This window comes from Bacillus sp. A1 (assembly GCF_042296235.1).
Taxonomy (GTDB): domain Bacteria; phylum Bacillota; class Bacilli; order Bacillales; family Bacillaceae; genus Bacillus; species Bacillus velezensis.
This window is the reverse complement of the sequence record NZ_CP141181.1, coordinates 1411406-1428768: the sequence shown is the minus strand read 5'-3', so window position 1 is coordinate 1428768 and position 17363 is coordinate 1411406. Positions and strand designations below refer to the sequence as shown.

Annotated in this window: 22 protein-coding genes; 4 read left to right on the top strand and 18 right to left on the bottom strand. The window is 44.9% G+C overall.

Annotated features, from left to right (window positions below):
- Positions 1-17: 17 nt before the first annotated feature.
- Positions 18-1037, bottom strand: a complete 1020-nt coding sequence (locus U2H13_RS07490) for a molybdopterin-synthase adenylyltransferase MoeB (protein ID WP_376700753.1) — start codon at positions 1035-1037, stop codon at positions 18-20.
- Positions 1038-1088: 51 nt separating this feature from the next.
- Positions 1089-1691 carry a molybdenum cofactor guanylyltransferase gene (locus U2H13_RS07485; protein ID WP_014417620.1) on the bottom strand — a complete coding sequence of 201 codons (603 nt, stop codon included), beginning with the start codon at positions 1689-1691 and terminating at the stop codon, positions 1089-1091.
- Positions 1692-1836: 145 nt separating this feature from the next.
- On the opposite strand from U2H13_RS07485, the gene U2H13_RS07480 reads away from it, so the two are divergent.
- Positions 1837-2829, top strand: coding sequence for a hypothetical protein (locus U2H13_RS07480; protein ID WP_017417683.1), 993 nt, complete (start codon positions 1837-1839; stop codon positions 2827-2829).
- 20 nt (positions 2830-2849) lie between these two features.
- Here U2H13_RS07480 and rok read toward each other — a convergent pair whose 3' ends face one another.
- Together rok and U2H13_RS07470 are read right to left on the bottom strand one after the other, a co-directional pair.
- The gene (rok, locus tag U2H13_RS07475; protein ID WP_003154591.1) at positions 2850-3446 is read right to left on the bottom strand and encodes a transcriptional regulator Rok; all 597 of its coding nucleotides are present in this window, start codon (positions 3444-3446) and stop codon (positions 2850-2852) included.
- A 451-nt stretch (positions 3447-3897) separates the two neighbouring features.
- Positions 3898-4356 (bottom strand): TlpA disulfide reductase family protein, encoded by a 459-nt coding sequence (locus U2H13_RS07470; protein ID WP_017417682.1) that lies wholly within the window; start codon positions 4354-4356, stop codon positions 3898-3900.
- Between the two features lie 287 nt (positions 4357-4643).
- Here U2H13_RS07470 and U2H13_RS07465 point away from each other — a divergent pair, with 287 nt between their 5' ends.
- Positions 4644-5450 carry a mechanosensitive ion channel family protein gene (locus U2H13_RS07465; protein WP_021493755.1) on the top strand — a complete coding sequence of 269 codons (807 nt, stop codon included), beginning with the start codon at positions 4644-4646 and terminating at the stop codon, positions 5448-5450.
- 33 nt (positions 5451-5483) lie between these two features.
- Here U2H13_RS07465 and U2H13_RS07460 read toward each other — a convergent pair whose 3' ends face one another.
- From U2H13_RS07460 to fadH, 14 genes are all read right to left on the bottom strand, one after another.
- The gene (locus U2H13_RS07460) at positions 5484-5729 is read right to left on the bottom strand and encodes a YkuS family protein (RefSeq protein ID WP_003154596.1); all 246 of its coding nucleotides are present in this window, start codon (positions 5727-5729) and stop codon (positions 5484-5486) included.
- Between the two features lie 60 nt (positions 5730-5789).
- A complete protein-coding gene (locus tag U2H13_RS07455; RefSeq protein ID WP_109566909.1) occupies positions 5790-6914 on the bottom strand; it encodes an N-acetyldiaminopimelate deacetylase in 1125 nt (374 codons plus the stop codon).
- Positions 6915-6984: 70 nt separating this feature from the next.
- Positions 6985-7695, bottom strand: coding sequence for a 2,3,4,5-tetrahydropyridine-2,6-dicarboxylate N-acetyltransferase (gene dapD / locus U2H13_RS07450; protein WP_007409623.1), 711 nt, complete (start codon positions 7693-7695; stop codon positions 6985-6987).
- Positions 7696-7776: 81 nt separating this feature from the next.
- A complete protein-coding gene (locus U2H13_RS07445) occupies positions 7777-8232 on the bottom strand; it encodes a flavodoxin (protein ID WP_007409622.1) in 456 nt (151 codons plus the stop codon).
- A 25-nt stretch (positions 8233-8257) separates the two neighbouring features.
- Positions 8258-9151 carry a sialidase family protein gene (locus tag U2H13_RS07440; RefSeq protein WP_029973678.1) on the bottom strand — a complete coding sequence of 298 codons (894 nt, stop codon included), beginning with the start codon at positions 9149-9151 and terminating at the stop codon, positions 8258-8260.
- A complete protein-coding gene (locus U2H13_RS07435) occupies positions 9141-9614 on the bottom strand; it encodes a flavodoxin (protein ID WP_109566908.1) in 474 nt (157 codons plus the stop codon). Before U2H13_RS07435 ends, U2H13_RS07440 begins: the two co-directional genes overlap by 11 nt.
- Before the next feature lie 112 nt (positions 9615-9726).
- Positions 9727-10608 carry a transcriptional regulator CcpC gene (ccpC, locus tag U2H13_RS07430; RefSeq protein WP_007611101.1) on the bottom strand — a complete coding sequence of 294 codons (882 nt, stop codon included), beginning with the start codon at positions 10606-10608 and terminating at the stop codon, positions 9727-9729.
- Positions 10609-10748: 140 nt separating this feature from the next.
- The gene (gene cbpB / locus U2H13_RS07425; RefSeq protein ID WP_003154608.1) at positions 10749-11192 is read right to left on the bottom strand and encodes a cyclic-di-AMP-binding protein CbpB; all 444 of its coding nucleotides are present in this window, start codon (positions 11190-11192) and stop codon (positions 10749-10751) included.
- A gap of 143 nt (positions 11193-11335) precedes the next feature.
- Complete coding sequence (abbA, locus tag U2H13_RS07420) at positions 11336-11527, bottom strand: antirepressor AbbA (RefSeq protein ID WP_003154609.1); 192 nt, start codon at positions 11525-11527, stop codon at positions 11336-11338.
- Positions 11528-11667: 140 nt separating this feature from the next.
- Positions 11668-12186: a ribonuclease H-like YkuK family protein gene (locus U2H13_RS07415; RefSeq protein WP_012117439.1), complete on the bottom strand. Its 519-nt coding sequence runs from the start codon at positions 12184-12186 to the stop codon at positions 11668-11670.
- Between the two features lie 122 nt (positions 12187-12308).
- The gene (locus U2H13_RS07410; protein ID WP_003154613.1) at positions 12309-12548 is read right to left on the bottom strand and encodes a YkuJ family protein; all 240 of its coding nucleotides are present in this window, start codon (positions 12546-12548) and stop codon (positions 12309-12311) included.
- A gap of 441 nt (positions 12549-12989) precedes the next feature.
- Positions 12990-14210: an EAL-associated domain-containing protein gene (locus U2H13_RS07405; protein WP_121984220.1), complete on the bottom strand. Its 1221-nt coding sequence runs from the start codon at positions 14208-14210 to the stop codon at positions 12990-12992.
- Between the two features lie 141 nt (positions 14211-14351).
- Positions 14352-14900: a hypothetical protein gene (locus tag U2H13_RS07400; RefSeq protein ID WP_021493756.1), complete on the bottom strand. Its 549-nt coding sequence runs from the start codon at positions 14898-14900 to the stop codon at positions 14352-14354.
- Positions 14901-15013: 113 nt separating this feature from the next.
- Entirely contained in the window at positions 15014-15778 is a 765-nt protein-coding gene (gene fadH, locus U2H13_RS07395) for a 2,4-dienoyl-CoA reductase (protein WP_003154618.1), read from the bottom strand.
- A gap of 143 nt (positions 15779-15921) precedes the next feature.
- Here fadH and U2H13_RS07390 point away from each other — a divergent pair, with 143 nt between their 5' ends.
- Complete coding sequence (locus U2H13_RS07390) at positions 15922-16785, top strand: metallophosphoesterase (RefSeq protein ID WP_121984218.1); 864 nt, start codon at positions 15922-15924, stop codon at positions 16783-16785.
- Between the two features lie 74 nt (positions 16786-16859).
- On the top strand, positions 16860-17354 hold the full coding sequence (locus U2H13_RS07385; protein WP_089072484.1) for a L,D-transpeptidase family protein: 495 nt from the start codon (positions 16860-16862) through the stop codon (positions 17352-17354).
- Positions 17355-17363: the final 9 nt, after the last annotated feature.

Below are 17363 nucleotides of genomic sequence, written 5' to 3'. Positions count from 1 at the left end.
AGCAATATCTCCCCTTCCTACAGTCCGATCACTCTGGCCAGAACTGAATTTGCTTCTTTTATATCGTTTGTACCGTGAATCAAAGCCCGTCCGTCCTGAAAAATAACGATTTTGAAGCGCTCATACGCCATGTGCAGCAGAAATTCATTTGCTTCCACTTTACCGATCTGCTTCAGACGTTTGACAAGCTCTTCTTTATCCAGCCTCTTTAAGGCTTCCGATCTGATTTGAACGGTGTCTCTTCCGCACAGCACGCTTGCTTTCGGCCTGTTTTCAGGCTGCAGATACGGATATACGGGCTCCGCGCCGCAGGAAGGGCAATGATCCCGTTTGATCTGATCCACATTTATGCTCATATTGGTGTTATTCCACACGTCAAACGTGAAAAAGCGCCGATTTACCGCCGCATGATTTCCTGTCAGCAATTTCAGCGCCTCAGCCTGCTGATAAGCGGAAACGATATGAACCGCCGGAGGTATGATGCCTGCTGTATCACATGTCGCTCCGCCCACGGGCATTTGCTCAAACAGGCAGGATAAACACGGCGTAACCCCCGGAATAATCGTCATGCACATTCCCTGACTGCTGACACAGGCACCATAAATCCAAGGTGTTTTCGTTTTCAGCGCCAGATCATTGATGACCATTCTCGTTTCAAAATTATCTGTCGCATCCACGATGCAATCCGCTTGTTCGATCAGCGGTTCGAGCGTTTCCGCCGTACCTTCCGCCGCGTAAGCATCGATATGTATATCACTGTTTACCGCCAAAAGACGCGCCTTGGCCGCCATTGCTTTCGGCAGGCGCTGTCTCGCGTCTTCTTCTGTATACAGCTGCTGTCTTTGTAAATTGCTCCATTCCACATAATCCCGGTCAATAATCGCCATACGGCCCGCTCCGGCTCTTGCCAAACCCTCTGCCGCGGCTGTTCCGAGGGCTCCGGCTCCGACAATCAGGACACTGCTGTCAGCCAGCGCCTGCTGCCCTTTTTCCCCTATCGGCTTAAATCTTGTCTGCCGCGAATAGCGCTCTTCCATCTGTGTTGTCCCCTTGCATTTTTATTTCCATCATACCATGTTTCTTCCCGATCAGTCCTGATTTGAAGACTCGACATGCGCCAAAAGTCTGGTGTAATCGTCCCGTGTGTTGATATTAGCGAACTCCTCCGGCCCGGCGCCGATGTCTTCAGCCTGCACATAACAGACAGACAGCCGTTTCAGCGTGTCTGTCATTTTCAGTTTGTTTTGTGTCAGCTGATCAAAAAGCACATCCTGCACCCGTTTATGGTAAACCGCCAAGAGGGGATGCTCTCTGTTTTCACAAACCGGTATGACAGCGTCCAGATTTCCGGTCAGCTTCATTTCTAGTGCAGCCATCGTCTTTCTTGTCACGAGCGGCGTGTCACAGGATATGACCGTGTATGTTTCGCCTTCCGTTTGTTTCATTGCCGTATATATGCCGGCCAGCGGGCCCATTCCCCGAAACCGCGGCTCATCGGCAAAAACATGCCGCTCCCTGTTTGATAAGAACTTTTTTATATGCTCAGGGCGGCTGATAATTACCGTTTCTCCGCCGCCGAAGGCTTTTTTCGCCTGTTCATAAAACATGCCGCCCTTCCACTTTGCAAAAGCTTTCGGTTCTCCGAATCTTCGGGAAGCTCCCCCCGCTAATATTACATTCACCCGTTTCATGTCATCTCTCTCCCATTCTATATAAAAGCATAGCAAACGCCTCAGCCGAAATACAATATTACGGTGCTTGTCTGTTTAATTAAGAGGAATAGCCGTTGATCCTTTCCCATATTGTAGTGTTAACATCATGAGGGAGATGGTTCTTATGAAAATATCCGGTCCGTTTTTCCACGACACTTCTCAAGAGAACCTTTACTTGAAATCCGAACTTTCCAGATGCAGAAAATTAATTTCAGAATTTGAAGCAAGCTACTTCCATCAGAAAAATAATAAGCTTCAGGAGGAAAACGCCAATATTAAAGAGCGGCTTCACAAGCTTTCTGACGAATTGGAAGCCATGGCTCAAAAACACAAACAGACAAGTGACACGGAACGTTCTTTGCATGAAATCAGAGCCGGGCTGCTCGATAAAATCGTCATTCTGCAAGAACTGCTTCAGCAGGAAACGTTTCGGCGGAAAAATGAGATGGAAGAAAAGCACCGTCTGCATCTTACAAATGTAAAATTTGAAGAAGAAAATAAAAACTTACATACCCGCATCCGCTCACTTGAGACCGCCATTCAAACTGAACGGACTTCTCACGAAGATATGAAACAGCGTTATCATGCCGCTGCAGACGAAAATACCCGGCTCCAAACACAAATGATAGAAAAAGAATACCAGCTCAAACATATTAAAATAGAAATTAATCATATGAGAGATCGAATACTAGAAACAAAAGAACGGCTTGTAGAAATAGAAAAAACGAAAGAAAAGTTATTTCAAGAAACCATTCTTTCGTATAAACGGCAGCTGGACGAAAGTGATGCTTGGATTGCCGGCCATTTTGCTGATATTGACAGCCGCACGGCGGAACCGGCGGAACAAGCTCTGGAAATCCCTTCTGTTTCCAAAGAGACTGTTCAGGCAGAAGACTTGCTTAAAGCCGTTACCGAACAAGTCATCTCCCTGCAAAAACAATTTGTACAATCAGAGTCCCGCGATCAGTCGCTTGATGAAAAACTGGATGCGTTGAAAGAACGTGCTGACGGCGAAAAGCCTTTCCAAAAATATGTCGTCAAGCTTGAAAAAAAGCCTGGAAAAGATGCGTCACTTCCGCAGAATAAGCGGGAAAACGCAAAAAAACTGCTTGAGTAACGCAAGCAGTTTTTACTGTTTTATTCAGCAGCCGTATCATTTGCCGTTTCTGCTGTTTCCTGAGAAATTTCTCCCTCAAGAATATATTGGCCGCGGTATGGTTTTTTCACTTCCGGATACATTTTAATTAAGCTTTGCATAAATGTTGTCATATTAGGAATTTCAAGGCCGCTTTCCTTTTCAATTTCCTTTTGCAGTTCGGAACTTTTGATCGCTGCATTGTGGCGTTTCAACGTTTTAATCGCTGCTTCGCGCAGTTTTGCCGCTTTTGATCCCGGTCTCGCCGTCCCTCTTCTTCTTCTTGTAGAACCGTCCGGAATGCCGGCGGGAAGAGACGTAATAGACTGCATCTGCGGCTGGGAGGATTGAGGCTGTGTCTGCGGCTTTTGATAGCTTCTCATTTCCTGTGCTGCAAGCTCTGCAAGCACCGGGAGAGAGTCACTTTTTTTCTCCGGACGAAACTCTTTTTTTGTATCGGACAGGCTGCCTGTATTGTCTAATTCTCTCAGTTTTGCATATATTTTATCACGTTCTATTTGATATTCACGAATGACTTTTACCTCTGCTTCGTTTAATTGTTCTAAACGTAAGCGCAGCGCTTCTCTTTCATTAAACATGTGTAAAACCCCCTGTCAAAAATTTAAACGCTTTTATTAAGATATTAGATTACAAAAGTAATTTTATCAACTATTATTTTATCATTTTACTATTTTATTTACTCTATGAAAAATTGCTTATTTTCTGAAAATAGTACTTTATATACAAAAATCCTTATCATATAGGGGATTCTGGACAAAGTTCCAATTTATTCAACCATTTCAAAATATAACTTGAAATGACTTGTTTAATGAAAATTAGCGTGATATCTACAATTTTCGACTATAATATGTAAAAGATAATGATATGGATAAAACAAGCGGTACAGCGTGTTTACGGCTGTTTCTCTTATTTTTTAAGCCACACATGTCATATTGGAATTTTTTATCCGATAGGCACAAAAAAACCCTGTTACCTAAACGGCAAAGGGTTTGCGGAACCGAGACAATAGTCCGACGGAGATTGTCCCGATTACTCAGAAGCCTGCTCCGTTTCTGAAAGTACTCGGCTGACGCGTTTTTCAAGCATTTTCATCCCGCTTCCTCCCGCTTGAAAATGGCGGAGCTGTCCGCTTTTATCAAAAACGTAATAAGCCGGCACATACTCATTTTCAAATGCTTCAGTCAGCGTATGATCGCTGTCGACGTAAATCGGCTGAGAGATATCGTGTTCAGCCGCTGTTTTCTTGATTTTCTCAAGATCAAGATCGTCTTCGGAACGGGGCATGTGAACGGCCACCACATTCAGCTGATCTTTATATTTATCACGAAACCCGTTCACCTCAGGCATCGCTTCTTTACACATGCGGCAGCTGGCGGACCAGAAGTGAATCAGTGCCGGCTTTCCGCCGACCAGCTGTTCCTTCGTGACTTCTCTGTTAATCCATGCTTTAGCGCCTGTCAATTCAGGCATTTGCTGACGTAATTTCATCTTATTTCCCTCCTTACGAAAAAGGTTTTTTGCCGGGGCTTTCAGTCCGCCGGGCAACGTTCTCCTGTTTTCCCTCCAAAGGATATGATTTGGCTGAATCACCATGTTAAAATGAGTGTGGCGATTCCTTAGTTCATATCTTCACAAAAATGATGATATTGAAACCGGGCAATATGAACAAATCATAAATGAAATAACTGATTTCTATTAAAAGGTTTATTTTATTTTAAAAACGGGTATATCACTTTTAGCTTTTTCCGCAATAGACTTGAAAGGAAGACATCACTATGATTGATCTAAAACACTTTGATTGGGCCGGGCTTCTCACATCTGCCGGGATTTTCATCATAAAGCTGGCTCTCATTATTTTAGCGTATTTTATTTTCCGGACGGCAGGAAAAAAGCTGATCAAGCATCTGTTTCAGAAATTCGAGCAACAAAACAACCTCTCTACAGGCCGCGCTTATACTTTGCGAAGCCTCGCGCTTAATGTATATGGATACATCCTGATTTTCGTTTTTATCGTAATGATTTTGGATTTATTTCACTACAATCCGAGCGCTCTCATTGCCGGCGCCGGCGTGGTCGGTCTCGCAGTCGGCTTCGGGGCTCAGGGGCTTGTCAGTGACATCGTCACCGGATTTTTTATCCTTTTGGAAAAACAGATCGACGTCGGTGATTATATTACGGTTGCCGGCTACAGCGGCATTGTCGAGCAGGTCGGTCTCCGTACGACGCAAATCCGGAGCTTTGACGGCACGCTTCACTATCTTCCCAACCGGGGCATTACGAATGTGAGCAACCATTCCCGCGGAACGATGCAGGCGCTTGTCGATATTAAAGTGCCGCTTGAAAAAAATCTTGATGAAACCATTCAAATCCTGCAAACCGCGTGTGACAAAGCAGCCGCTGAGCTCCCGCAGATTAAGGAAGGGCCGGACGTCATCGGGGTTCAGGATTTAAGCTCGTCAGAAATGGTGCTCAGAATCATTGCCAAAACAGAAAATATGGAGCAATGGCGGGTTGAACGCGTACTGCGGAGAGAAATGAAAATCGCGCTCGACCGTTTTAAAAACGCCGCTTCCGCCGAATAGAAAAACCGAAGCGTAAGCTTCGGTTTTTTCTTTTTAATGAAATTTTTTTTCCACTTCGCTGCAGATTTCGTCGGCGGTCATTCCGGAAGCCGTAATGACGGGAGCCTGAGTTGACGTATCGGCAATTCCTTGGACATTGCTGTCAAGTCCGGTTACGACACAGCAGTCACAATTCTTCGCATCCTCAGGAGTCTTCATCATCACTACGTCATATCCTTTTTGTTTTAACGCCTGTTCTACATCCGATAAAGATTGTTCAATTCCAATTTTTTTCGTCATATTGAACACCTCCGTTATGTAGAATGCTCAATTTTTGTTAGATTATTCTTCATTTCGGATTTAATTGGCATACTTCGAAAAATATCCGACCATGACATTTACCGCGGTTTCCATCGCATCTTCATCCGGGTTCAGCTTTGCGTGATGAAGCCCGTGGGATGAATCGGCCCCCAGCCAGAACATAAAGCCGGGATATTTTTTCAGCATATATCCGAAATCTTCTCCGGTCATCGCTTCTTTCGCCGTTTTCACGTCAGCAAGCTGATGATCGCTGACAAATTGCATAAATTCTTCGGTCAGGCCGCTTGTATTATAAACTTGATGATAAACGGACGGATACGTGACTTTTCCTTTGCATCGGAAGCCGATTTCAATTCCTTTGACAAGCTCTTCAATCCGCTTTTTCACCATACGCATTGATTCCTCGGAAAGCGTCCGGATGGTTCCCTCCAGATGAGCATGCTCTGCGATGATATTTTGCGCCGTGCCCCCGGTAATCATTCCGACAGTTATCACAGCGCTGTCAAGCGGGTCCGTATTTCTGGATATGACCGTTTGCAGCTGCGTGACAAGCGTGCTCGCGGCAACGACCATGTCGTCTGCTGTATGCGGATATGCCGCATGTCCGCCTTTCCCCTCAAGATCGATGACGAGCTCGCTCGTATTGGCAAACAGCAATCCGCTTTTGGTGGAGATTGTGCCTACAGGAAGCTCAGGTGCTATATGGAGAGCGGTAATCAAATCCGGCGTCCATTTTTTTAGCACATCGCTTTCAAGCATCGGTTCCGCTCCGCCCGGTCCTTCTTCAGCCGGCTGGAATAAAAAGAGCAGATCATGTTTGACGGGATGATGGACAAAATGATCAATAATGCCGAGCGCGATGGTCATGTGCATATCGTGGCCGCATGCGTGCATAAAACCGGGGTGTTCAGATGCAAACGGAAGTCCCGTCTGCTCTTCAATCGACAGAGCGTCTATATCCGCTCTGTAGGCGAGCATTTTTTCCGGAGCCGTGCCGTTGACTTTGACAAAGATGCCGGTTCTCCAAGTTTCAATTTCAATTCTTTCCTCCGGATATTGGTTCAATAGATTCAGCAGGTACTGCTGGGTTTTATATTCCTGAAAGCCGATCTCCGGAATGCGGTGCAGATCTCTTCGGATGGCAATGAGCCGCTCTTTTTCCATATGTATTCCTCCTTGAGATAAGAATAAGGCGTGGATTTTATCATCCACGCCCATTCTATCAAACCATTCCTTACAGCTGGCGTAATTCCTGTTTGATTTCTGTTTTGCCTTTTGTTTTTTCATCGATATCTTTGATTTTTTTCGCAGGTGTTCCCGCTACAACGGTATATGGTTCGACATCGTTCACAACGATGGCTCCCGCAGCGACAACCGCGCCTTTACCGATTGTTACGCCTTCAAGCACAACCGCATTTGCGCCGATCACAACGTCGTCTTCCACGACAACAGGCTTAGCGCTAGGCGGCTCAATAACGCCCGCTAATACAGAACCCGCTCCGATGTGGCAGTTTTTGCCGACAGTCGCGCGCCCACCGAGAACAACGTTCATATCAATCATCGTACCTTCGCCGATGACTGAACCGATATTAATAGACGCACCCATCATGATAACGGCATTGTCGCCGATTTCGACTTGGTCGCGGATAATAGCGCCGGGCTCGATTCTCGCTTTAACATCTTTTAAATCAAGCATCGGGATCGCAGAGTTGCGGCGGTCATTCTCAATGACGTAATCCTCAATTTTGTCTTTGTTTTCTTCGATTGCGCTTTTAATTTCAGCCCACTCGCCAAAAACGACGCCGGATTGGCCGTTCAGGAATGTTTTAGCGGAATCGCCAAAGCTGATTCCTTCGAGATCGCCTTTTACATACACTTTTACAGGCGTTGATTTTGTACTATTTTGAATAAATGAAATAATTTCATTTGCATCCATCATTTTCATATGTATTGTCCTCCTCTGATTTTCTACCTCATTACTGTAACAAAGGAAGGATACAAAGACAAGAAAAAAAGGAACAAGCCTTTATTCTGCCGGCTGGCTGCACAGCGCGGCAAACTGTCTTCCGAATTCCCGGAGCTCTTCTTCCTCACTGCCCTCAGGGTTGTTTTCAATTTTGACCGACGGCAGCACCACCCGCCCGCCGCGGGCTGTGATTACTTTTTCCAATTCGTCAACTGCTCCGCAAAAAAACTCATAGGACGTATCTCCGGAACCGAACAAAGCAAATGTTTTTCCCGTGAACTCCAGGTTTTCCATATCTTCAGCAATATCGAGCATTTCATCAGGAAGATCCCCGTCTCCCCACGTATATGTGCCTAATAAAATATACTCGTAATCATTAAAAAGTTCGGCATGAATATCCATCGCTTCATATCTGTCTACGGATGCTTGTGCTTCGATCAGCCCTTTTTCAATTAAATCCGCCATCGCCTCGGTGTTTCCTGACATTGTAGCGTAAACAAGCAATACATTCCCCATCTTCGTCTCTCCTTTTGCATAAAAACTAATGTGCGAGCTGTACCGCCTCATACGGTCTGACAAACTTACTTTCGTAAAGGCCCGCGCAAAAAAAGTTTTCTTCCCGGTTTGCCACCCGCCATCCGTGACCGCGGATCGTATCAAACCACTTTAATTCACCGGCGGCGAGATCAGCTTGATAAATACGCGAAAATCCGTTTTCGTCCTGTGATGATGTAACATAAATAATCCCGTTATCCTCAGAAACGTCGAGAAATGATTTTTCCCGTACGGCGGGCCCGGCTGTAATGGCAAACTCCTCTTGCGTCCGCACGTTTCGGACGGCAACCTCCCCCCGTTCTCCCTTTGCCGCGCCCTTTGCTGCAATGAGCCAGTCATTCTGATACATCATCATTGAAGCCGTCATGCGCTGCCTTTCGCGGCTTATACGCCGGATGCGGTCTTCCGTCAGATCATACGCCCAAATGCCGCCATGATTCATATGAATCCGGGTGCCGATATAAATCGTCTGACCGTGTAAACAAAGCGAACGGATGACAGGCGGCTCCTTTAATTGTGAAAAGGGCTTAGCCACATGCCAAGTGACGCCGAAATCATCAGATAAGTAGAGGCAATATGTGCCGTGCGCACAGACAAACCCGTCATTCCGCCCGGCAACGGCCCATACGGAGGCGCTGGTCGGAAATCGGGAGGCCGTCCAAGTCTTTCCCTGATCGGCTGATCTGAGGACGGCGCCTTTTTCTCCAGCCGCGAATATGTAGGGCCCTATGTAAGTCAGCACATGAATCCTGCTTTTCACTCGGAACAGTCTTTTCCAACCTTCTTCCGCCGAAAAATGAAAAATACCTTCGTCTTTCACCGCGACAAAATATCCTGAGGTCACTGATGCCATGACAGCCGTCGCGCCTTTATGAAACATGGCACCGGTCTCCGTGGTGAGCGGCCCATGCAAGAAAACCGCGGACAAATTCTTTGCAGCATTCCTGATCCTCAGCCGTCTCGGGCGCCAGCTCGATTTTCAGCGTTTCCGGATATAAATTGGCTCCGGCCTGTTCAAACGCATCGCAAAACAGCGTGACCGCTTCGCAAAACTTCGGGTAGGCGTGATCGCCTGAACCGAAACAGGCCGTTTTCAGTCCGTTGAGCTGGCTGTGCAGAATATCTTCGTAAAAATCTTCCGCTTCGTAAGGAAGATCACCATCCCCCCATGTGTACGTGCCGACAAAAACATAATCATATGCTTCGAGAGAATCCGCATTTGCCTCATCCATGTCGAGACAGTCAACTGCTATCTGATGCCCGCTCAGTGTTTCTTTTATAATGCCGGCAATATCCTCTGTATTCCCCGACATGCTTGCGTATATCATTAATGCTTTCCGCATAAGATCACCTCGTAATTGATAATGATTTTCATTAACATATATAACACTTTAAATGATAATGATTTTCATTGTCAATAAAAAATAAAAAAAAGACAGCATGATTGCTGTCTTTCTAAAATGGGCGTTCCTGCTTCAGCATATCTTTAATGACAGAAACAAAAGCCTGCACCTGTTTTAATTCAAATGCCGGCTCATAACCGAGCAGCCATGTGTCACGGCCGATCGGATGATCTTTTGTATCAAGCAGGGGCATTTTATTTACTTTGTCTTCCTCTTCTAAAGTGACTGACGGCAGAATGGCATAACCGATTCCGTGCAGCGCCATCTGCTTGCACGTTTCAATCTGATCGACGAGGATGGTCTGTTTCGGCGAGGTTTTGAATTTTTGATGCCACCAATGCTGAATTTCCTGAAAATATGTACTGTCACTTTTGAATTGGATAAACGGCCGATCGGTATGGGCAATATCATCAATACAGGAAATTTCCGTATCAACCAAATATAAATGATCGGTCATTAAATAATCTTTCCGGCCTTTCCATTCCGGATTTCCCCGGATAATGCCGATATGTACCTGATCTTCATACAGACTTTTCAGCATTTCGCTGCTCCACCCTGTAATGAGAGAGACCTTTGCATTCGGATATCGTTCCACATATGTTTTTAACACTTTCGGAAGCCAGTGCTGCCCGATAATGGAGGCGACGGCAAGCTTTAATGTGCCGTGAATCTCACCCTCAAGTTCATCAATGTTTTCTCTGATTCTTTCTTGCCGATCCGTGACGTCATTTGCAAATTGTATGATTTTTTCTCCTGCCGGCGTTACCGTAAGTCCTTTTTGAGATCTTAGAAAGATCTTTGTTCCCCAGGCTTTTTCAATGGTCTGCAATCGCTGGGACAGAGCCGGCTGTGACACGAATAACCGTTCGGCAGCCTTCCTCATGTTTAATTCCTCAGCCAAAACTACGAGCATATGAAGCTCTTGAAGCTGCATGTCGTCCTCCTTTTCAATGCCTTTTCGTATTTCTTATCTACCATTCTAATAAAATAAAGGCTGCCGAGGCAAGCGCCACTCATATGTATGCGTTTTCTTTTTCCGGCATGCAAAAGAACAAATAGGCTGATCGTGCGAGCCTACTTATTCAATGATCTGATATGGCTGCTCAACTGTTTTAACACGACTCTTCTCGTGAAAATGCCTTCAAAGACGCCTTCATCATTTTCAACGCAGACAAAGCCGTTGTTAATGACCATGCTGAACCCTTTGATAATCGGATCATTGATGTGGAGACGGGGAATGTCTTTCAGCATGACTTCCTCAACCGTAATTTGATCCAGTTTCTCAAACTCGATCCGTTCAAGTCCGAAAATGCTGTTCATAATCATATTTGTCCCGATCAAACCGTGCAGACGGTACGAAGCGTCGAGGACGGGAATGGCGGTATAGCCGGTTTTGGTCAGCACTAAAAGAGCATGCTCAAGGTTGTTACCGACTTGAACGTGCGCCACTTTATCCGCCTCGATCATAAATTGTCCGACTGTTGCATCAAGAAGCTGATCTGATTGTAAGCTAATCATGTCACTTCGACCCCTTTACATTTTTCATCAAAGCATGTATTCCCTATATTGCAATAATATAAACATTATCATTTTTTGTCGAAAAGTTTCCGTCAATAAAAAAGATACTCTTTGCAATCGAGTATCAATTTATAGGCCGCTGATTAATTTTCATTCCGAAAACGGTCATAGAGCGTTACGAGTTTTTTATAAGTGGTTCCATCAACGCTTTTTGACCCTGCTTCTATATCGTTGATTTCGCTGGTCAAAAGCTCAATGGCATATTCTTGATTGATCAGGATATTCAGCAGAAGTTTCTGTTCTTCTTCCGTAAATCGTTCACTGATAAGACTCATACGTAATCAGGCCCCCTATTTTTAACTGAATACCTCTGAAAGCAAGGTGAAATTTGCTTTCAGCTCTACCGCTAGAATAAGTAAACAGAAAAAAATCGTCAACCGCATAATTCGACATTTTGCGGATTCTGTATGAAATATTATTTTGTGTAACGATTGGCATAACTGAATGCTGTGCAGGAATCGGGCTTGATTTTCGCTTCAATGCCCATCGAGGTAATGCGGCCGGTCATTTCTTGTATCAATTCTTTTGTCAGCCCTTTTTGACCGATATCCAGATGCACTTCAAATGAAAGATCCGCCCCTTCATCCGCAAAAGGCAAGAGTAAATCTGTCATTTCCATAAGACGGCCGTCGAGGATATGCGCAGCCATCTCCTGGCTGAACGCGGTTTCCAGCGAAATTTTTTCGCGAAGGCTATGTATCGGTCTTGCAAGATCGTGATTTTTCAAACAGCCCCAAGCTCCCTTGCCTGTACGGTGCAAGTGTATAGCCGTAATAAACTTTGTGAAGTCGCGGTAAACTTGTGAATCAGTCCCTACAGACAGCACGTATGCTGAACGGGGGTCTTTATTGACAAAGCGTTTCAGCCGCTCCGTCACGTCTTGAAAGGTCATCTGTGCCTCAGAAAGATTATAAAACAGAAAAGAATCAGCCATGTACGGACACTCCTCTTTCCAGAGTCTACAACCAAACGAACAAGCACGTTCCTTTGCATCATTTAATAAAGCTCCGCTTGCGGAAGACCGGAAGCTTGGTCAGCCTGAAAAATCAAATCAAATTACTGAAGGAGCTCAAAAATTTCAATAGAAATCATGTCAATGTTATCAAACGGATATGTGTTAGGTTTTTCACCTTTTTGGAAAACCGTCAGTTCAAACGTTTGATTTTTTTCGAAATATTTAACACTGCAAATTTTTTCGCCGTTAACTTCAAAATAACGCTGCATCGGCTCGTTCGCCGCTTCCGCTGTTTCTTGCAGACTTTGCAGCCGCGTGATGATACCCATTAATTGTGACATTCTAAAAAAAGACTCCTTTCAAAAAACAACTTCAAATCAACAAGTATTTATTATAATACAAGTTCTACAGAGCATCATACCATAAAGTAGACCGGGATGGCATTTTCCCGCTGGATTTTCAAAAAGAAATAAACGGGAAAACCGTGTTTTCGAATAGTTTGAAGCTTTTTTCGGAATGTCATACACCTTTCAAAAAAATTTTTCGCTTTTTGAGCCGCCATTGTCAGATGTATGTGAGAAGAAGCCTTTTTATGCGCAGACGGCATAAAAAAACTTGGCGGGGGTAGCGCCAAGTTTTTTCGGATCTTGATCTGATAGAGGGGTTGGGGAACAGAGAGTAACTTCTCTCTATAACTAAATGATAATGATTATCAATATCATTGTCAATCGTTTTTTAAAACTTTTTCACACTTATAAAAAAAGCGGCATACAGCAGCCGCTTTAAAGTAATCCGTCCTGTTCATATAAATAAGAGTAAGGCAGATCGATAAATAAATACATATTGTCATCCATCGGGTATGAAAAGGTTCTGATCATCTCACCCGTCTCAATATCACTGTACAGGTCACTGAAAAAGCCTTTTCTTGAATTCCGCATCTTCATGATGTTTTCTAAAAAGTACGGACGCCAGCTCCAGTTTTTCTCCATGTATTCAGGCTGATAAAGCCATTCGCCGGACTGCTTGTACACATTTCCCGTCAGCTGATAGCCTTCTTCATCACACATATAAATTCTGAAGCAGCAGTCGGTCAGGTTTTCCGCCAGTTTTTTAATAAACTCATCGTCCGCCTGATGGGTTTTCTTCAGCTCGGAAACTGCCTGATTGACCCGCTTATAAAAATTCTCAGAGTGTTCATATACCGTTTCCAGCTTCTTTTTTTCTCTCGTAATAAATTGCTGAAACTCCGTTTTCAAGCGTGCTTTTAACAGGCTCCGGTCTATAAAATCGCCGCTCGGCGCCTGCAGATAATAGCCTTGAAAAAATCGGCCTCCGTTTCTCCATGCGTACTGGAGCTGGAAATCAGCTTCTATATCTTCATACAGCAGCACGGCGCCGATTTTTCTCGCCAGCAATGAAATGCTGTACAGCACATGCTCATATGATGGTGACGGCTGAGATACCTTCAGCGCCTGCAAATCTATTTTCAGAAGGTCCGGTGAAAGGAGCGCGATTCTGTCCAGGTTGCTGCTCTCCTTACCTATATTGTCCACCGCGATTTTAATGCCGTATGTACGATAATAGGCAAGCATATGGTACAGCTGTTCAATGTCGCCTTCGAAATTGTGCTCGGTGATCTCAAGCACAATACGGTTCAATTCAATGCCCTGCTCTTCGTATTCTTTCAAAAGCTCAAGAAAGCTTTCGCCGTGGTCAAGCATCAATACATTCGCATCCTGATTGATAAAAATCAACAGATCACGGTCAGCTTCTTTAAACCGCTCCAGCGCCTGCCTGATGACTCTGTCATCGACCTCAAGCTTATATTCTTCCGGAATGCCGGAATCTAAGAAAAACGACCCGAGGCTCTCAATCTCCGCATCTGCCAAAATACGCCCAAGCACCTCATAGCCTACGACTCTTTGTTCTTCAGCGTTAAAAATCGCTTGGTAATACGGAATGACATCATCAATATTCGTCAGTATATCAAGTGGGTCCAACATGTTATCACCTGCTTCTCTATCTTTGTCTGATTATACACAATTATATCAGCACCACAAATGTTTAGATTAGGGGAAAAGGAGGCAGTATGGCAGCAGCTTAAAATAAAAGGGGGATATTTTTAAGATCACTCTTCAGACCGGTTAATTAAGGACGTTATTCATTTGTTTCACAATCACAAATAAAAGGATAAATATAAGAGCATTATAACCGGCAGCTGTCCAAAAATAATGGCTCCAATCAGTGCTGTTAAATATCCAATCATCATCATGTTTCAACTGAAAGAAAGTTCCTTTTTTATCTAAAGTGCCAAATGTAAGAGTTGTTAACCCGCCAACACTCTCGGAAACGTCAACTCCATACATTGAACCGGCATGATCAGTATGATTTATTGGCATATACGTATAATCAGATAAAATTGTTTCCGCCAGCTTGGTTGGCAGAGACACATATAATACAGCCGATGTATCGCCTCCGAGCCCACTCAAATACTCCCTGGCTTTAATACATTTCGTTTCATCAGGAAAATCTATGTGATATAGCTTTTCAAATCTGATTATTTCATCAGATGTAAGATTGGTATTTTGATAATACTCCGGAGTAAAAGCACAAATAATAAAGTACCAAATATTAAAGATGATAGCTAAACTGCTTACAAATAGTACAACGAACCATTTTAATAATTTCTTCAATTAACCGCCCCTTAATCTTTCAAAATTATATCATAATTTCGAATAGAAAATAAAACAAGCGAACGGCGGCTTTAACGTTCGCTTGTTTTGCAAAATAATCGATATATGAAAAATTAAAACGGATAAGGATTCAGCCATTGCCCCCCGTCCATTGTGATACAATCCCCGTTTATATAGGACGCTTCATCAGATAGCAAAAACGCTGCCAACGCGGCGATTTCTTCCGGTGTGCCCAGCCGGCCGAGCGGCACACTGTTCATAGTGCGGGACACCGCTTTTTCCGATTCAAACAGCTTCTCCGCACCGCCTGTCCGTTCAATCGGGCCGGGGGCTATCGCGTTTGTGCGGATGCCGTATTTGCTCCCCCATTCAACGGCCAGCGTTCTTGTCAGTGACAATACCCCCGCTTTGGCTGCAGCGGAATGAACGACACCCGCTCCCGCTCCCCATGCGTATGTAGCGGCCATATTTAAGATGACGCCCTTCTGCTCCTGCTCGATCCAATGCCTTGCCGCGGCTTGGCTGCAGAAAAATGTGCCGTTTAAAACAATCTCAATAACAGCTTTCCATCCATTGGGCGTCAGCTTCTCTGCCGGGCAAATAAAGTTGCCGGCCGCATTGTTAATCAGCGCATCGAGCCGGCCAAAGACTTTTTTCGCTTCTGTAATCATGTCTGAAGCGGCGGAATCAGAACGGACATCCATTTGAAAACAGGCGACCTGCCCCTCAAAGGTCTCAATTTCTTTTTTTGTTTCCTCAAGTGCTTCATGGTTCCTCCCTGTCACCATGACGTGCCATCCTAATTCAGCCTGTTTTTTCGCCATTGCTTTTCCCATGCCGCTTGAACCGCCTGTAATGATTACCGCTTTCTTATCCATAACAAACCCACCCCTTTTATTGAATGAATAATCATTCATAATTTTATCACAGATGTCTTTCCGCGTCATTACATGCTGAGAAGGGATTTTTCAGCCAAGCTGATGATATAATAGAACAACTCTGACAAAGGTTGGTTTTACATATGGAGAAAATGACCAGAAGAACATTTTTAAAAAGAGGATTCGGTGTTTTGGGTGCAGCTCTTGCAACGGCTTGCGGAGGCTACGGCTATGCCCGGTATATTGAACCGCGCATGATTGAAATCACCCGGCATACAATCACCAACCGCCTGATCCCCCGCGGCTTTGACAATTTTAAAATCGTTCAATTCAGCGATACGCATCTCAGTGATGGGTTTACATCCGGTGACTTGAATAAAGCAGCGGAAAAGATCAATCAGCTGAAACCCGATCTGCTCATCTTTACGGGAGATTTAATTGATAAGCCGCATTTATTTAATGATCACCAGCATGCACTCGCCGTGCTGCAAAATCTTGAAGCTCCCTTCGGCAAACTTTGTGTTTACGGAAACCATGACCACGGAGGCTACGGTACGAACACGTACAAGGCTCTGATGGAAGCTGCTGATTTTCAAGTGTTTCGAAACGGCTATCGTCAGGTGCAGCTGACAGACGGAAGCCGGATTGAACTCGCGTTTTTGGATGATGTAATGCTCGGAAAACCCGATTATGAAGGCACCCTGTCCCGCCTTTCCGAAGATGCGTTTTCCATTTTAATCGTCCACGAGCCTGATGCCGCTCTCGAGATAGGCGGATATCCCGTAAACCTCCAGCTGTCGGGACACACCCACGGCGGCCAGGTCCAGCTCCCGTTTTTCGGCCCTCTCATTACGCCTCCTTACGGAAAAACGTATACCGACGGCATGTATACGCTTCATGACACAGCCGTTTACGTCAATCGCGGGCTCGGTACGACAAGACTGCCGTATCGATTTTTAGCCAGACCGGAAATCACGCTGTTCACATTGAAAACCGAGCAAAAATAAGACTTTTATCCTGATACACAGACACCCCCTCCGTAATATGTATATGGAAAAGAGCAAAAAGGAGGGTGATGAAACTGCTGACATATCAAGTGAAACAAGGAGAAACCATCTCCAGCATTGCGCAAGACTTCAGAATAAGCGCTGCTGCTCTCCTTCAGGCAAATCCCTCAATCCAATCGGTCATATACGCGGGACAGCACATTATCATACCGAATCTTCCTGACCCATCCACCATTCCCTACTCCATCATCGTGTATATCGGAGCGAAGAAACTGGAGTTATACCGCCTTGGCAGGCTCATCCGTACGTACCCCATCGCAGTCGGAAAAATATTGACGACCACGCCGACCGGAGAATTTTACATCGTGAACCGCCAGCCTAAGCCCGGAGGCCCGTTCGGCGCTTATTGGCTCAGCCTCTCTAAAATTCATTACGGCATTCACGGAACAAATAATCCTTCCTCCATCGGCAAAGCGGTATCAAAAGGATGCATCCGGATGTATAATCAGGACGTCACTAAACTTGCCGCTGCCGTTCCTAATGGAACAAGGGTGACTATTATAAGATAGAAAGATCTT

Bases quoted from the DNA above. Each gene is read 5' to 3' on its own strand.
- U2H13_RS07490 (WP_376700753.1), bottom strand. From the start codon at position 1,037: ATGGAAGAGCGCTATTCGCGGCAGACAAGATTTAAGCCGATAGGGGAA.
- U2H13_RS07485 (WP_014417620.1), bottom strand. From the start codon at position 1,691: ATGAAACGGGTGAATGTAATATTAGCGGGGGGAGCTTCCCGAAGATTC.
- U2H13_RS07480 (WP_017417683.1), top strand. From the start codon at position 1,837: ATGAAAATATCCGGTCCGTTTTTCCACGACACTTCTCAAGAGAACCTT.
- rok (WP_003154591.1), bottom strand. From the start codon at position 3,446: ATGTTTAATGAAAGAGAAGCGCTGCGCTTACGTTTAGAACAATTAAAC.
- U2H13_RS07470 (WP_017417682.1), bottom strand. From the start codon at position 4,356: ATGAAATTACGTCAGCAAATGCCTGAATTGACAGGCGCTAAAGCATGG.
- U2H13_RS07465 (WP_021493755.1), top strand. From the start codon at position 4,644: ATGATTGATCTAAAACACTTTGATTGGGCCGGGCTTCTCACATCTGCC.
- U2H13_RS07460 (WP_003154596.1), bottom strand. From the start codon at position 5,729: ATGACGAAAAAAATTGGAATTGAACAATCTTTATCGGATGTAGAACAG.
- U2H13_RS07455 (WP_109566909.1), bottom strand. From the start codon at position 6,914: ATGGAAAAAGAGCGGCTCATTGCCATCCGAAGAGATCTGCACCGCATT.
- dapD (WP_007409623.1), bottom strand. From the start codon at position 7,695: ATGAAAATGATGGATGCAAATGAAATTATTTCATTTATTCAAAATAGT.
- U2H13_RS07445 (WP_007409622.1), bottom strand. From the start codon at position 8,232: ATGGGGAATGTATTGCTTGTTTACGCTACAATGTCAGGAAACACCGAG.
- U2H13_RS07440 (WP_029973678.1), bottom strand. From the start codon at position 9,151: ATGTTTCATAAAGGCGCGACGGCTGTCATGGCATCAGTGACCTCAGGA.
- U2H13_RS07435 (WP_109566908.1), bottom strand. From the start codon at position 9,614: ATGCGGAAAGCATTAATGATATACGCAAGCATGTCGGGGAATACAGAG.
- ccpC (WP_007611101.1), bottom strand. From the start codon at position 10,608: ATGCAGCTTCAAGAGCTTCATATGCTCGTAGTTTTGGCTGAGGAATTA.
- cbpB (WP_003154608.1), bottom strand. From the start codon at position 11,192: ATGATTAGCTTACAATCAGATCAGCTTCTTGATGCAACAGTCGGACAA.
- abbA (WP_003154609.1), bottom strand. From the start codon at position 11,527: ATGAGTCTTATCAGTGAACGATTTACGGAAGAAGAACAGAAACTTCTG.
- U2H13_RS07415 (WP_012117439.1), bottom strand. From the start codon at position 12,186: ATGGCTGATTCTTTTCTGTTTTATAATCTTTCTGAGGCACAGATGACC.
- U2H13_RS07410 (WP_003154613.1), bottom strand. From the start codon at position 12,548: ATGTCACAATTAATGGGTATCATCACGCGGCTGCAAAGTCTGCAAGAA.
- U2H13_RS07405 (WP_121984220.1), bottom strand. From the start codon at position 14,210: ATGTTGGACCCACTTGATATACTGACGAATATTGATGATGTCATTCCG.
- fadH (WP_003154618.1), bottom strand. From the start codon at position 15,778: ATGGATAAGAAAGCGGTAATCATTACAGGCGGTTCAAGCGGCATGGGA.
- U2H13_RS07390 (WP_121984218.1), top strand. From the start codon at position 15,922: ATGGAGAAAATGACCAGAAGAACATTTTTAAAAAGAGGATTCGGTGTT.